This is a genomic window from Vibrio sp. 1069, assembly GCF_033340555.1.
Window position 1 is genome coordinate 222,086 of the sequence record NZ_JAWOWP010000005.1, and the last position, 15,961, is coordinate 238,046.

12 protein-coding genes are annotated in these 15,961 nt (G+C 43.4%); 4 read left to right on the forward strand and 8 right to left on the reverse strand.

Translation table 11 applies throughout. The features are described from left to right. The 4 genes from R7040_RS11020 to R7040_RS11035 all read left to right on the forward strand — a co-directional run bounded on the left by R7040_RS11020 (position 1) and on the right by R7040_RS11035 (position 6,004). Positions 1-3,159, forward strand: a complete 3,159-nt coding sequence (locus R7040_RS11020; RefSeq protein ID WP_064354526.1) for an efflux RND transporter permease subunit — start codon at positions 1-3, stop codon at positions 3,157-3,159. Between the two features lie 324 nt (positions 3,160-3,483). Further along, the gene (locus tag R7040_RS11025; protein WP_064354527.1) at positions 3,484-3,750 is read left to right on the forward strand and encodes a hypothetical protein; all 267 of its coding nucleotides are present in this window, start codon (positions 3,484-3,486) and stop codon (positions 3,748-3,750) included. Between the two features lie 395 nt (positions 3,751-4,145). Then, positions 4,146-4,994 carry a DNAase gene (locus tag R7040_RS11030; RefSeq protein ID WP_213967455.1) on the forward strand — a complete coding sequence of 283 codons (849 nt, stop codon included), beginning with the start codon at positions 4,146-4,148 and terminating at the stop codon, positions 4,992-4,994. A gap of 170 nt (positions 4,995-5,164) precedes the next feature. Further along, complete coding sequence (locus R7040_RS11035) at positions 5,165-6,004, forward strand: hypothetical protein (protein ID WP_064354529.1); 840 nt, start codon at positions 5,165-5,167, stop codon at positions 6,002-6,004. A gap of 507 nt (positions 6,005-6,511) precedes the next feature. Here the strand turns inward: R7040_RS11035 and R7040_RS11040 are convergent. The 8 genes from R7040_RS11040 to R7040_RS11075 all read right to left on the reverse strand — a co-directional run bounded on the left by R7040_RS11040 (position 6,512) and on the right by R7040_RS11075 (position 15,954). After that, the gene (locus R7040_RS11040; protein WP_213967454.1) at positions 6,512-9,613 is read right to left on the reverse strand and encodes an efflux RND transporter permease subunit; all 3,102 of its coding nucleotides are present in this window, start codon (positions 9,611-9,613) and stop codon (positions 6,512-6,514) included. Beyond that, positions 9,610-10,938: an efflux RND transporter periplasmic adaptor subunit gene (locus R7040_RS11045; protein ID WP_042523281.1), complete on the reverse strand. Its 1,329-nt coding sequence runs from the start codon at positions 10,936-10,938 to the stop codon at positions 9,610-9,612. Before R7040_RS11045 ends, R7040_RS11040 begins: the two co-directional genes overlap by 4 nt. Beyond that, positions 10,925-11,581: a TetR/AcrR family transcriptional regulator gene (locus R7040_RS11050; RefSeq protein ID WP_021707693.1), complete on the reverse strand. Its 657-nt coding sequence runs from the start codon at positions 11,579-11,581 to the stop codon at positions 10,925-10,927. Before R7040_RS11050 ends, R7040_RS11045 begins: the two co-directional genes overlap by 14 nt. Before the next feature lie 192 nt (positions 11,582-11,773). Continuing rightward, positions 11,774-12,433, reverse strand: coding sequence for an HAD family hydrolase (locus R7040_RS11055; protein ID WP_064354532.1), 660 nt, complete (start codon positions 12,431-12,433; stop codon positions 11,774-11,776). 2 nt (positions 12,434-12,435) lie between these two features. Then, positions 12,436-13,455: an ABC transporter ATP-binding protein gene (locus R7040_RS11060; protein WP_005373862.1), complete on the reverse strand. Its 1,020-nt coding sequence runs from the start codon at positions 13,453-13,455 to the stop codon at positions 12,436-12,438. After that, positions 13,452-14,240: an ABC transporter permease gene (locus R7040_RS11065; RefSeq protein WP_064354533.1), complete on the reverse strand. Its 789-nt coding sequence runs from the start codon at positions 14,238-14,240 to the stop codon at positions 13,452-13,454. Before R7040_RS11065 ends, R7040_RS11060 begins: the two co-directional genes overlap by 4 nt. 2 nt (positions 14,241-14,242) lie before the next feature. Further along, positions 14,243-15,133: an ABC transporter permease gene (locus R7040_RS11070; protein WP_017633568.1), complete on the reverse strand. Its 891-nt coding sequence runs from the start codon at positions 15,131-15,133 to the stop codon at positions 14,243-14,245. Continuing rightward, positions 15,130-15,954: an alkaline phosphatase family protein gene (locus R7040_RS11075; protein ID WP_005373854.1), complete on the reverse strand. Its 825-nt coding sequence runs from the start codon at positions 15,952-15,954 to the stop codon at positions 15,130-15,132. Before R7040_RS11075 ends, R7040_RS11070 begins: the two co-directional genes overlap by 4 nt. Positions 15,955-15,961: the final 7 nt, after the last annotated feature.

Sequence of the window (15,961 nt, forward strand, 5' to 3'; positions counted from 1 at the left end):
ATGGAAGATACTAAACAAAAGGGCTTGATTGCCTATTTTGCGAATAACCCCGTCGCTGCCAACCTTTTGATGGTGTTCATCATTATCATGGGTGTGGTGAGCTTTCTCTTTATTCAAAGGCAGATGTTTCCGAATATTGAGGTGAACTACATTGATGTTCGTGCGACTTATCCTGGCGCTTCTCCTCAAGAGATAGAAGAGAGTATTCTCGTTAAGGTCGAGGAATCGATTAAAGACGTCACCGGGATTAAAAAAGCAGTCTCAACGGCCTCTAGAGGTAGCGCGTATGTTTCCATCGAGGTAGACGTTAATGCCGATATCAAGCGTGTCTTAGATGATGTAAACCAACGTATTGATACATTGTCTAACTTACCAACGGGTATGGAACCAATCAATGTTTACCAAGTTGAATGGCGCCAAGATGTAATCGAAATGGGATTAGTTGGGGACCGACCGCTCGAGGAGCTTAAACCGATCGCTAAGCAAATCGAAGATGAATTACTTCAGTTAGAAAACGTCATGCTGGTGTACCTGAGTGCGCCAGAAGAAGAAATAGCGATTGAAGTTGACCCACTTGTTCTTCGTAAATACGACCTGACGTTGAGCGATATCAGCAGCGCGATCAGCCGTTATTCAGCTAACTTTTCTGCGGGCGAAGTAAAAACAAATTCAGGGATGATTGCAGTAAGGATTGAAAACCAATACTACCGTGGTGATGAGTTTAGAAATATTCCTGTAAAGCTTGGCGCAAATGGTGCGAAGGTTTTACTGCAAGATATCGCCACGATCAAAGATGGTTTTACGGAAGAAGAGCGCTATTTTGAATACTCAGGGCAAAATGCGATCTACATGTCTGTTGAAGCAACTCGTGATCAGAACATTATCCCTGTTGCACAGTCCGTTCGTAATTATATTGAAGCAAAAAACAAGACATTACCGCAGGATGTTAAGCTCAAAGTCTTAGTTGATACGACTTATTATTTAAATGGGCGTCTCGACATGATGTTGAAAAACTTGCTGCAAGGCGCTGCATTAGTCGCGATTATGCTGACCATTTTCCTACGTTTCCGCTTGGCTATGTGGGTAATGATCGGCTTACCAGTGTGTTTCCTTGGTGCGGTGATGATGATGCCAGCTTTGGGTATTACAGTGAACATCGTCTCGCTGTTTGCTTTCATTATGGTGCTCGGAATTGTGGTGGATGACGCCATCGTCATGGGAGAAAGTGCGTACAGTGAAATCGAAGAAAAGGGCGGCGGTGTCGAGAACGTGGTACGCGGTGTCAAACGTGTTGCTACGCCAGCGACATTTGGTGTTCTGACAACGATTGCTGTATTCGCACCATTCTTGCTTTCGAGTGGTATTGATAGCGCTTTCTTTTATGGTATCGCGGGGGTTGTGATTCTTTGTTTGATCTTCAGTTTGATTGAATCAAAGTTGATCCTACCAGCGCACTTGGCGCATACCCATTTTAAACCAGTCAAGCCTGGTGGATGGCGAGATCGTTTCAACCAACGTTTCTTCGGCTTTGTAAACGGTCCGTATCGTAACTTTGTAACAACATGCACCCATTGGCGCTGGACAGTGTTTGCGGTGTTCTGTGGTTTACTGCTGATCAGCGCGGCTTTGATCAACGCGAATTATGTTCGGGTGATCCCTAACCCTAAAGTGCCGACCGACTATCCTGCGATCACTATTGAAATGAATGATACCGTTTCAAGTGAGCAGACAATCAGTGCACTCAAGACTATTGAACGTGTCATGCAAAAGATCGAATCTGAGACCATTGCAGAACATGGTCAAGGAATGATTCGTGATGTGCTGTCGTACAACAGAAGCCGCACCGAAGGTCGTGTATTAGTGCCTCTGGTTGATGAAGAGTTACGCCCGTTCAATACATTTGAACTGGCTCGACGTTGGCGTGAAGCTATGCCTGTTATCCCAGGTATGAAGAGCATCAAAATCCGCGAGCAGAGTGCGGGTGGTGGTGACAGAGATGAGTTTGGCTACTTGTTGTTTGGTTCTAACATCAGTGAGCTCAACGAGGCTGGGCGTTACTTGATAGAGCGTTTACAGCAGGAAGAAGGGTTATATGATATTTCATCTTCTATTGATTCTGGAAGCAAAGAAGTACTCCTGTCTCTTGCGCCTGTAGCGTACGATCTCGGTCTGGATCTCACCATGATCGCAGAGCAAGTTGGTGGCAGCTTTTATGGTGGCGAAGCACAGCGCATTATTCGTGATGGTGAAGAAATTAAAGTTATGGTGCGTTACCCGCAATTGACGCGTGAAGCATTCTCATCATTGCGTTACGCTGTGATTACCACACCAGCAGGTAAGAAGGTCATGCTAGGTGATGTGGTGAAGATCAACGAGCAGCCGGGCGTGAGTAGCATTCGACGTGAAGGCGGGTATCAAACCGTTTATGTTTATGGTTCCATAGACGAAGAATTGGTTGAGCCTCAAGAAATCGTTAAGGTCATTGACGACAATATCTTACCGGACATGAAGCAAGCCTTCCCAACTGTGAAAACAGAATTGGGCGGTGATATTGAAGAGCAGGCTGCGCAGCGTAATGAACAGATTTTGTTCTTTATTGCAGGCATGATCATCGTCTACATCTTGTTAGCTGTACCGTTAAAAAGTTATACCCAACCTTTGATTGTAATGTCCGTCATTCCGTTTAGTCTGACGGGGGCGATTTGGGGCCATTTCTGGCTAGGTTTAGACATAAGTATGATGTCGACATTTGGTTTGATCGCCGCTGCTGGCGTGGTTATTAACGACTCTCTGGTTATGACAGATTACGTAAACCAAGTGAGAGAAAAGGGTATGAACATCAAACAAGCGGTTGTTGAGGCGGGTTGTGCTCGTTTTCGAGCTATCACGCTCACCTCAATAACGACGTTTGCGGGTGTATTGCCGATAATGTTTGAAACGAGTTTGCAGGCGCGTTTTGTCATACCGATGGCTGTCGCTTTGGGCTTTGCGGTGTTGTACGCAACGGTTCTGACTTTAGTGTTGGTGCCTTGTTTGTATTTAATGCTTGAAGATATTAAAAATATTTTCAGATCGATTAAGAGGTTTATCCATCGTTTGATTAATCGTTTCAGAAAGTCGCCAGTGACGTCGAGCGTTGAAGCAAGCGTATCGAGTTAACAAGCTTGATGTTAACGATTAGGAGCAGCCTTCGGGCTGCTTTTTTGTTTCCGTATTTTGATTCAAAGCGATTTTTTAGTGGGCAGTTACGTAATTATCTGATGAGAAAACTGCCTGACAAAGCATTTCTAATATGTATGTTTCTAATGTTTTAAATTTGCATGGTTAATTTGACGCTTGGTTAGCGAAATTTACCAGACGAAGATAACGTTGAATATGAGGTTTTATTTAAGTTGTTGAAAAATAACAAAATAAAAGTTGGCATCGTATGTGCAATATATAAATTGTAATTAAAATTAACTGCTAATCCTCAAGGAGCTTATTATGAAAAGCGTATTTCTATCTACTCTAAGTCTTATTGCTGTAATGTCATCACCAATCGCTGCTGCTAACACTTTAGACAAAGAGGAGTGGAGCTCAGATTTACGTCAGGACTTTTCTGAAATGAAACATGAAGCTATAGCAGATATTCAGCAAATGAACATGGATGCCATTCGTGCACGTGATGAGCGTATCGTGAAAAACATTAAAGATGAGCAAGAACAGTTAGTAAAGGTAACGTGCCACAAAGAGAAAGCAAGCAAGTCATAAACGCCGATAAAAGAGACTAACAGACGAAAATGAATCCAATACGAGTTCGGTGTTAGTTAGCAGTAAGCACTGACCTTGTTGCTCTACTTGCCAGCCTTTTAAGGCTGGCTTTTTTGTTTCTCATTTCATGGGTGGAGATCAGATCCTCAAGCTTATTATCAATAGTTGGCGTGTTTGATGAGCTATTGCTGGATGGAGCGGATGTAACTTTCAAAAGTGTAGATTTCAGTAAAGTGGAGGTGATGTTAGATATTTAAAATTTAGAAAAGATCCGATCTCCTTTTTGATCTTCATAATACCTTAGTATGTGGCTTACCTTTACTTGAATTAGAGCTCATATTGCAGGCTCTCGTTTAAAGGTATTGATGCATATTTGAAGAGTAAGAGATAGACATATGAGTTTTATTAAAATGTGTAAAGATGGTTTTAGAGGAAAGCCGGATTTCTCTGACTTATTACATAATGCGTTCCAGATAGATGACTTAGTGCTGTCATTTAAGTGTCCGAACAACATATATGAAGGACATGTATACCAGGATCTTGTTAATTTAGAACAGTTCGATGTTGAATCAAAAATAGAGAGGCATGAAAGGTTTGTAAAGTTAGCTACGGTATATTTTTTGTTTCAGAAGAAAATATTAAACCCTTTGCTTCCTATTAACAAACAAGGTGGATTATATATTAGGCTACGGGTTAAATCTACTGGAGAAGATATTGATAATATTAGTCAATTGTCCTCATTTTTAGAGAGAGAATATTATGATTTTTATCATGCCCCGGAGCAAAGTGAAGGCTCTATGAGGGGGTATCATACAGACTTGATGAAAGAATTGACTAAGCGTGCGAATAAACAATGGGGAGAAATTCCAGAAAGTGAAGACCGAAAAAGAGAAAAAGAAGAATATTTAATTAGAGGTTTCTTAAGTGGTTATCCACCAATAAAGTGTGAGATAGTTGAAGTTGGAAAAAACAAATACTCAAAATACTCAGAAGGTAATCTTAAGTATAAGAGTGAATTACGAAGAGTATACAATTTACCCATAAAAAATGAATTCTACCTGAGCATCGAGTTTTGGTATAAGTACGAATCGATGTTTGCTAAGCAGAAGTTTTTAGATTGGGTGAGAAGTGCGGATGAAACCTTTGAAAAAAAAGTATTGGAATTACTGGATTTGTCTCCGCTCATCGACTCGTATACAGCCAAAGCAGTAAAGGGATTGAACGAAAAAACTAAGGCTGAGTAACACAGCGTCAGTGTCAAGAAAAGCTAGCAAAGTATGTAGCCATGAGAGAAAAATGAATCAAATTGGATGTCTATTTACCTTTGTACGCCATGGCGCATATAAAGCCAATGGATTTAGTATAGAGCTTATCACAAATATCAATACATATTTAAATAACAAGAGATATAAATATGAATTTTATCAAAATCTTTAAAGATGGGTTTAGAGGGAAACCAGATTTTGCACACTTGTTACATAATGTATTCCAGATAGATGACTTAGTACTATCATTTGAATGTCCGAACAATATATATGAAGGTCATGTATACCAAGATTTTATTGAATTACAACGATTCAATATTGATTCAAAAGTAGAGCGGCATGAAAAGTTTATAAACTTGGCCACGATTTATTTCTCTTTTCAAAATAAAATAATAAATCCACTATTACCAATCAATAAACAAGGTAGCTTATATATTCGGTTAAGGATTAAATCTTCAGATAAATATATTACTAGTGTTAATCAACTATCTTCATTTATAGAGAAAGAGTACGTGGATTTTTATCATGCTGTAGAGTCACCTGACGGTTCTCAAAAAGGTGATCATACAGAGTTGATGAATGATGCCATTGCGTATGCAAATCATCGTTGGGGAATGGACCCGATAAACGAAGAAAAAAAGAGAGCGAAAGAAGAGTTCCTTGTAGGAGAGTTTCTTCGTGGTTACCCTCCAATCAAATGCCAAGATATCAAGATTGGTGGAAATACATTTTCAAAATATGTAGAAGGAAATTTGGAGTATAAAAAAGACTATCGAAGAGTGTACAATTTGCCTATCAAAAATGAGTTTTACTTTAGTATTGAATTTTTATATGAAATCGAGCCTATGTTTGCTCAAAAAAAGTTTTTAGATTGGGTAAGACACGCGGATGAAATCTTTGAAAAAAATGTTTTAGAGTTGCTAGCACTGTCTCCGCTTATTGATTCGCATACTACCTCCAAATCCGAAAGGTTGGCAAAAAAAAGTTGATCCAGAGCGTTCATACTTAACTTAAAGAAAAAAGCCCGCGAAGAATGCTTTCACGGGCGAAAAAAGGGCACCAAATTGGGTGTCTATTCATTTTGGAGGTGGTCGAACGTCCATATAAAACTGACAATAGGCTTGGTGAGAGGCTTACCACCAGTGCGACCAACGAGGCTAAAGTTAACATTGTTGTAATGATTGTTAAAATGTTAATTCTTCAATCAATGTTTTCATTATCGTGAGTTTAAATTGTGAATGTGTTGCCTGCGTGTATTTTTACTCTGTGAAATGCCGTTTTTGACAATAAAACATATTATAAATCTTGTGTTGGTTATTTGATTTGGTTATATAAAACTCAACATACTTAATCCTTAACTGTTCATATTTACACTTAATGAGACACAATAACCCTCTGTTTGTTAACTGATTGTGTGTTTTTTAACGCGTTGGTATTGAACAAAAAGCGACCTAAGCCGCTCTTGTTCATTTTGATAAGTTTACTTATCAGTCGTTTTAGATTTCTTCGTGCTTATGGACTAGGCCGAAGTCAGCTAAAATGGCATACGCAGCAGGGATCATAAACAACACCAGCAGAGTGGATGCGAAAATACCAAACACGATGGAGATAACCAGTGGTTGGATAACCTGTGCTTGCAGGCTGGTTTCAGTCAGTAACGGAAGCAAACCTGCTGCAGTGGTCATTGATGTCAGGAATACTGCTCTAAAGCGTTCCCGACTGGCTTTGACGACCGAGTCGTGCACATTATCCCCTTCATCGACATGATGGCGTATGTACTGAACTAACAGAATCGAGTCATTCACCACAATCCCCGCTAATGAGACGAAGCCCATCATACTTGGCATACTCAATGAGTGACCGAGTAGGATGTGTCCCCATACCACGCCAATAAAGGCGAGGGGAATCGCAAGCATGACGACGAATGGTTCCAAATAACTGCGGAATTGGTAACTCAGAATCGCAAACACGCCAAACAAACCAAGCAAGAAGCCTTTACCCATTGATGCCCCAGTTTCAGCGGTATCTTTGGCTTCGCCTTCAAAATCAAAGCGAAGACCAGGATACTTTTGCATAAGCTTTGGTGCTTCATCTTGTTGGAACTGACGAATAATGGCGGTTGAGTTGGCTTTCGTATTGTCGATATCGCCGAATACGCTCACAGTCCTCAAGCCATCAATGCGCTGGATTCTTACGTAATTACGTTGGAAATCCAAAGTCGCAATGGTTGCGAGGGGGATTTGACTGCCATCGGACAAGATAATCGGAAAGTTTGCCAATTGCTGTAAGTCACCGGCTTGTGCTTTATCGAGGCGAACTTCGATGGAAATGTTTTCTACCCCAACTTGGATCTCGTCTGCGGTTTGGCCAAAGAAAGCCGCACGCAATTGATTGGCAATGAGCTGACCGTTAATACCATAAGCTTCCGCCCCAGGACGAAGTTTAACCAAGACTTCTTCTTTACCCATGCGCATGTCATCTAATACGCCATGGACACCGTCAAACTCATTTAAGTATTGCTGAATGTCGATAGAGGCCGCTTTGAGCGCATCCAGATCATCATGTTTCGCTCGAATTTCAATCGCTCGTCCACCTGGCCCCATGGTCGGTTGTTTAAATACCAGTGAGATAGGATCGGCAAGTTCACCAATGTCTTCACGCCATGCGTCGATAAATTCATCGATGAGTGTGTTACGGCTCTCGGCGCCCAGCAAATCCAGACGTACCGTGGCAATGTGAGGGCCAGATTCATTCGCGTCGGCGTTAGCATTGAATTGACTGGTGATGTGCAGAACCAATGGATTGCCGTCTTCCACTTTTTCTGTCCATTCTTTATCTAGCTTTTGAGCGGAAGCGACGATCTTATCGACGACAGCTTCCGTTTGAGACAGAGAAGAACCCGGAGGAAGAATAATACGCGCTTCTGCAATGTCGCCATCCAATTCAGGGAAGGGTTGGAACTTGAGTAAACCACCTACTAACGTGGCCGCGGAGATAAGAAGCAAGGCAACCACGCCACCCATAAAGGCATAGCGATACTCGACCACTTTATCTACTGCGTTGACCAAGGTGGTGTTGCGGAAGTTTTCAAAAGAAGCGAGCAGCTTTTGTTTGAACTTCGGTGTTTTTCGCTCTTGCTTTTGTTTATGTAGCGAATGAGAAAGGTGGTTAGGTAGGATCAAGAAGGCTTCCACCAAACTCAAACTCAAAACGAGGATCAGAACTTGAGGAACTGCTTTAAGTACCGCACCCATTTCACCTTGCAGGAATAACAAGCTACCAAAAATACACACCGTAGTTAAAAAGGAAGAGATGACCCCTGGCAGTACCTTTTTCACTCCTTTGATAACGGCATCATCGATCTCTTCTCCTCGGTCGAGGTGAGCGGCAATCGATTCGGCAATAACGATGGCATCATCCATCATGATACCGATGGCCATGAGTAACCCAACCAAAGACATGATGTTGATGGACAGGCCAAGTTGCGCCATCAAAAATAACCCACCTAAGAAGGCAACGGGTAAACCAGCTGCGACCCAAAAGGAATAGCGAAAACTAAAGAACAACCACATGGTGGCGAAGACCAGAATGATACCTTGCCAACCGTTTTTGACCATCATGGTCAGGCGATCCCAAAGCACGGATGAAAGGTCATTGGTCATTTGTAGCATCACACCGTCTGGCGCGATAGCTTGTTGTTCTTCGACAAATTGAGCAACCCGTTCCTTGATACGCAGTGCGTCATCTTCTTTGTTTTTGCTGACTTTTAGTAGGGCAGAAGGGTGACCATCGAAGAGGACTTTCTGTTCGTCCAATTCAAACCGGTCGGTAATCGTCGCAATATCTCTTAGACGGATGATTGAGCCATTTGTACCAGAGCCCACGACGATAGTCTCAAGCTCTTCCGGCGTCACGCGTCGTTCGTCAAAGCGGATCAGAAAGTTCTTATCTGGCGTTTCGACATTACCACTTGGCAACTTGACGTTTTGACGACCAATCTGGTCCGCAATATCACCAACACTCAAACCAAGTTGTCGGATAGCTTGAGTGTCTAACTCTACTCGGTATTGGTGGTCAGAGAAGCCAGCAACTTCAACCAAAGAGACATCGTAATCGATTTTTAACGTGCGTTTAAGCTGTTCGGCATACGCTTTTAGCTCTGGCCATGTGGTATCTGCGGTGATCGCGACATCCACAACTGGCTCGTTCCAATCGAGCTCTTGGACCACAGGAGATTCAATCTCTTGTGGGAAGTCGTTTATCGAGTTGATCTGGGTTTGAACATCAACCAACATGCGCCCAATGTCGGCTTCTTCATTCAGTTTTAAGATAAGACGCGCAGAACCCTCAATCGCTTCACACTGAGTTTCTTTAATGTTGGCAAGGCCATCGACAGCATCTTCCATTCGGATACAGATGCTCTCTTCTACCTCTTGAGGGGAAGCGCCGGGGTAAACCACACCAGCTAGGATGTAGGGCGGATCAAACTCAGGAAAAGTTTCACGCTTAATCGTGGAAAGTGAAGAAATCCCCAATATCAGCAGCGTTAGCATCAGCAAGTTGGCTGCTGTTGGATGCTTGGCGAAGAATCGGATCATGAATCAGACTCCTCAATAGCCGTTTCTGACTGTTCAGGTGACTCTTTCAATAGCATGCCGTTAATCGCAGGCAGCAAATCGTTGATGATCAGCTTCTGACCTTGCTCTAGTTCACCATCGATCACCACTTGGTTATTGCGACGATATAACACTTCAACCGTGACGACTTGCAGACGGTTGTCATCTCCCATCAGGTAAATCTTATCGCCATGAAGCGCACGCTCTGGGATGACCCAACTCGGGTTCTCTTGTCCCTCAATCAAGGCACGCACAAACATGCCGTTCACCAATGGAGGCGCAGACGTTGGGTTTAATGCACGGTAGTCTTGTTCAATTTCCAGAATCACACCGGCAGTCGCTTGGCTTGGATCAACCGTTTCACTGATGCGTGCAACTTTTGCTGGCCAGCTTGCAGAGAGGTTACCGCTGCTGAGTTCAATGTTGGCATGAATCGCATTCATATCAGGTTGTGGAATACCAGATTCATCGCGGACAAACTCACCGATGCTCGCCGCCAAAGTTTGCATGTCATGAATGGATAGTTGAGCTTCCACTTCCATGACATCAATACCATGTCCTGTCACCATGGTTTGTTGGAGGTTAACCACTTGCTTTTTCTCAATTTCTACGTCAGCAATACGCAAATCGTAAGGAAGCGTGATGATGGTTTTATCAAGCGAACGTTCGGCCTCATCCACTTTTGATGCATTAACTTTAACTAGGGCTTCCGCGACTCGTTTCTCATCCGGCATCAAACCAATTTGATTTTCAATATCCAGCACTAACTTACGTTGAGAGAGCGCGCTTTGCTCTTGCTGATCTACATCCGATTGCGAGGTTAAGCCTTTCTTACGTAGGTTTTGTTTACGGTCTAACTCTTTGTTGGCGATAACCAGACGGTTGGCTTCTATCTTGAGTGTGCTTTTGAGATTCGCTTCTTCTTGGTTCAGCTTAGCCAGAGAGGTTTGAGCAGATTTGAGATCGGCTTGAGCTTGAACCAGTTTCAGTTCGTAATCGAGTGGGTCGATTCGCAAGATTTCTGTCCCTGCTTGCAACACTTGTCCTTTTTCCAGCTGCGGATGGCGGTAGACCACTTTCCCCGTCACTTCGGCTATCGCTTTCCATTCCACTTTTGGGGCGATCTTGCCAAACCCTATGGCTACTGGAGCAATGGCTTTGAGCTCAAGTGGAATCGTCTCGACCAACCGTGCACGATCTCCAGCGGGTTTTACGGGCAAATCTGGTTTGAGGCTAATCGCCAAAAACAGAATGACGACCCCCACCGCAAGAGCAGGAAAGAACAGCAGCTTTTTATTTATCTTCATATTGGTCGCCCGAGTCTAAAAATCCATGTTTCATCAGTTGTATGTTGTGTTCGAATAATCGGTTCAAGAAGGCTTCAGAAAGTTCAATGCCATGAATGGCGAGCAGTGCTGGTGGTGCCATAAAAGGAAATACCATCAAGCTGATGTAAGAGACGCGACAAAGTTGAGGGTCGGCGTCTTTTCGTAAAACGCCACTATCGATCAACTTATCAAAGATCACGCCTTGCATTGGCTTACTGATATCTGCGAAGACTTTTTCGAGCAGTTTGCGTTGGGTTTCCGATGGGGGCATATTCATAACTTGGGCAACTAAGCGTGGGAACTGTGGTACCTTGATCATTTCGCGGTAGTAGGTACGCATTAGATCGAGAAAGTTTTGCTCGTTACTGTTGGATACCAACGTCTGCATCTGCTTTTGCATCGGTGACAGTGTTTCGCGCAACATGGTCTCGAACAAGCCTTCTTTGTTGCCAAAGTAGTAACGAATCATCGCCACGTTCACGCCTGCTTTCTGCGCGACTAGGCGAGTAGAGACCTTGTCATAAGCCATAATGGTGAAGAGTTCGCGCGCATGGAAAATCAGTTTTTCCCTTGCGTCGATATTATCTGTGGGTCTTCCCGCCCTTCGATGCGCTTCCGTCACAATCTTCTCTCAAAATATTAAACATTTGATTAATTATAAGACGCTGATTTCTCATGTGACATGTGAAAAATTAATCAGTATTTAATCAAGTGATTAATTTGTGATGAAGAGAAGTAAAAAAGAGCAGAAAGAACTGCTCTTTGAACAAATAGAAAAGTATTTACTTAGGAAGAACGGTCTTGTGAGGCTAGATCAACCCCAACTTAACACACTCCAATTCGGTCTGTTGGCGTGTTCTTTTAGTTGTGGGCATGGATTTACCAGATAAGCGTAGTTCGCGTATTCACAAAGCGGTAAATCGTTGATTGAATCGGTATAGAAATGGATTTCGGAATAACGCTCAGGCTGATTTTCTAGCCACTGTTTTAATCGCGTGACTTTGCCTTCACGATAACTCGGGATACCGTCGATTTCAGCAGTATAACGGTTGTTTTTCTCGATTAAATCAATTCCGAGTGCGGTTGGAATATTAAGACGGCGACCAACGGCTTCCACCAAAAAAGTGACGCTGGCAGAGATGATAACCATATCTATACCATCACGAGACAGTTGCTCAATCAGGGTTTTGGCTTGAGGGAACTGTTTAGGCAAAATATGGCTTTCAACACATTCTTCAACCAAGGCATTTACCTCTTCAATCGGCATGTTTTCTAGTGGCTTCATGGAGAACGCTAGATAGTCTTCCATGTCCATTTTGCCTTCAGAGTACAAGGCCATTAGACGCTGATCTTCCTTAATAAATAAAGGATCAGTCGCGATGCCTCTCTCAACCATAAACTCGTTCCAAATCATTGCGCAGTCAGCGTTTATTAGGGTTTCATCCATATCAAAAACATACAAAGGTTTGGACATGTTTAGGCTCTCACTGGTTGAATTTCGTTTAGGTTAAAGAGTAGCTCTAGTTGGCTGCCATTCGCTAGTAAGCGTTCTGAAGAGCGGTTAAGCAAGTCAACAGTGAGCTCACACTCTTCAACGTTCACTTGATAGCGAATAACATTACCTAGAAGCTGGTGGTTGGTGATCGTACCTACTTGTGGCGCTGAGATGTGGCTATCATATTGACGACCTTGCTCTTTTACATATATAGACTCTGGGCGAATCGCTACTTTCCATTCGGTATCAATGTTGAAGAGTTGCTTGGCTTTATTGGCCTCTACAAGGTTGTAGTGCCCCATGAAACCGGCCACAAACTCGTTAGCAGGATGAGTATAAATTTCTTCAGGTGTTCCTGCTTGAACAATTTCCCCTTTACTCATTAGGAAGATACGATCAGACATAATCATCGCCTCTTCTTGGTCATGAGTTACGAAGATAGTGGTGAGATTCATCTCTTTCTGAATGTCTCGGATTTGCTGACGAAGGTGTTTGCGGATTTTGGCATCAAGCGCAGAAAGTGGCTCATCAAGCAATAATATGCGAGGTTTCACCACCAACGCTCGAGCGAGTGCGACACGCTGGCGCTGACCACCAGAAAGTTGATGCGGATAGTGTTTTTCTTTACCTGCCAGATCCACCAGTTTGATGACTTTAGCCACTTCACGTCGAATATCATCATTCGCAAGCTTTTTCATTTTTAAGCCAAATGCAATGTTGCCTTCGACGGTCATATTGGGAAACAGCGCATACGATTGAAAGACCATCCCAATACCACGCTCTTGCGGGACTTGATGCGTGATATCTTCTCCGTTTACCCAAATCTCGCCTCCATCGACAGGGTTAAGCCCAGCAAGGCTGCGAAGTAGTGTCGATTTACCACAACCGCTAGGGCCCAAAAGCGTAATGAATTCACCTTGCTCGATGTTAAAGTGAATGTCCTCAAATACGGTGTTATCACCAAAACGTTTAGTTAGATTTTTCGCTGTTACGTAGCTCATTGTTTGACTCCTCGGCTGAAACGACTTGCCAACCAAGTCAGTAAAAAAATAAATAGGAAGTAGGTCATCACTAAGGCAGACGTAAAGTGGCCGCTCGTCTGACGCATGTTATACAAGTAGATTTGCAGGGTTTCATAACGTGTGCCGACTAAAATATTGGCGAACACAAACTCTCCCAATAGAAATGAAAATGAAAGGAAAAGCGATGCCATCAGTCCTTTTTTGAGGTTAGGTAAAATGACCATCAAAAACGCTTTGGTTGTGCTTGCTCCTAGCAAGTGTGCAGCGTCCATTAAATCGTTAAGGTTAATTGCTTCGAAGCTATTAGAAATCGCACGATACATGAACGGTAACGCGATGGTGAAGTAAGTACCTACTAGAATCCAAGGAGTACCGATAAGGGAGATTTCACTGTCAGCATAAAGTTGAAGCAAGCCGACGGAGGACACCACTGGTGGTACAGCGAATGGTAGCAAAATCAATACGTTCATGAGCTTATCGAGCCTTGGAAAGTAGTAAAACACCACGAATATCGCTGGCAGAACTAGAATCACACTGAGGGTTAGCGAAGCAATACAAATAAACAGCGAACGCCCAAATGCTTGCAAAAAGCGTGGGTCGGTCAGCAATTTAACGTACCAATCAAAAGTGAAACCATCTGGAAGCACCGTGGCGCCCCAGCGTGATGAAAGCGAATAGACAAAGGTCGCTAAAATCGGGATGAGCATGATCCCAACAATGGAATAAACCACCGTTTTATGGAATCGATTATTAACGTTGTGCATGACTACTTCCTACCTGCATAGCTTTTCGAAATGAGCCATTGGTTAATCACTGTGATAAAGGCAAGTAACGCCATTAGAATCACCGAAATTGCAGCGGCGAGATTAGGTTCAAGGAACAGGTCTCCCGATACCAGACTCGCAATTCGAATTGTGATGACGTTATAGTTACCGGAGGTCAACGCATAAACACTCGCATATGCGCCAATTGCGTTGGCTATTAAGATAATAAAGGTACCGAATAAGGCTGGTGAGAGCACTGGCAGAGCGATTTTCGCCCAATACTGTGATGTTTTGGCTCCCAGTAGCGCAGCAGCTGCTTGCCAATCATCGCTCAACGCGTCGAACGCAGGGTAGAGCAACAATACCGCCAGCGGGATTTGGAAGTAGATGTAAATGGCCAGCAGGCCCCATTTACCATAAAGGTCGAAATCACCGAGTAAGCCATACTGCTTGAGCAAAAGGGTAATCGCCCCATTGGTGCCCAAAATAATAATAAAAGCGAATGACAGAGGTACGCCTGCAAAGTTGCTGCTCATGTTCGTAAACGCAATCACACCGTCGCGGACTTTAGAATCGACTCTGCGCAGAGAAGAGACCAACAGAGTCGCAATGGCTAAGCCAAAAATGCTCGACCATACAGCTAACCACAAACTGTTGCCAAACGCCTGCATCATAAAGGCGGAGTCGAGCACTTCAATGTAGTTATCGAAGGCAAACTCGCCATCGTAGATAAAGCTGTTTAACAGTACCCAAATCATCGGTGCGAGTTGAAATAGATAGAAAAACAGTGCGAAAGGCGCCAACCAAATGGCTGGCTTAAAGCGCTTTAACCAAGTACTTGCCAAATTTGAACGTGATTCGCTAGAGCTTGGGGAGAGGACTGAACTGCTCATAGTGCTAACAATTCCTGAGTGTATGGCTTCGTGTGGTCAAGGTTTAGCAATTGACAAACGGTGCCACAAATATCAGTTTGCTTAATATGACAATCTTGATGGGTAAACTTATCACCAATGACAAACAGGGGAACTTCTCGCTCTTCAGGTAAAATCCCACCGTGAGAAAGATCGTTGTTCATGCCATGATCGCTGGTCACAATGATTTGATACCCATCAGCAAGCCATTGATCGATGTAGTTGGAAAGAATAATGTCTGCACCTCGCGCACAATTGCGGTATTGGCGAGAGTCTAGGCCAAACTTATGTCCTGTATCGTCGATATTCATCGGATGGATCAGTAAGAAATCAGGTTGATAGTTGCGGCGTAAATACTCTGCGTCCAGGAACAAGGCTTCATCAGGATAATGATCCCAATGGTAAAAGCAGCCGTGCTGGATATTCAGGGTTTCATCATGCGTGAAACGATCGCGAACAGGTTCAAATGGCGCGCGATTATAAAGCTCACTTACCCAGTGGTAGGCAGCCGCAGCGGTCACTTTTCCTTGGGCTTTTGCCAAACTGAAAATGGAATCGTGTTTGGATAGACGAACGATATTGTTGTTTACGATGCCGCTTTCTACAGGGCGAACGCCCGTTAAAATGCACTCATAAAGTGGGCGAGACATAGAGGGCAGCTCACACTGCACAGGATAAAGCGTTGCGCGAGTTTCTTGTTGGGAACGACTTTGTTCTAGAAGACCATTGAGGTAGCCCATGCAATCACGGGCTACCTGATAGTTCAGTCCATCTAGAACAACAAGGATGACCTTATTGCTCATAACGACT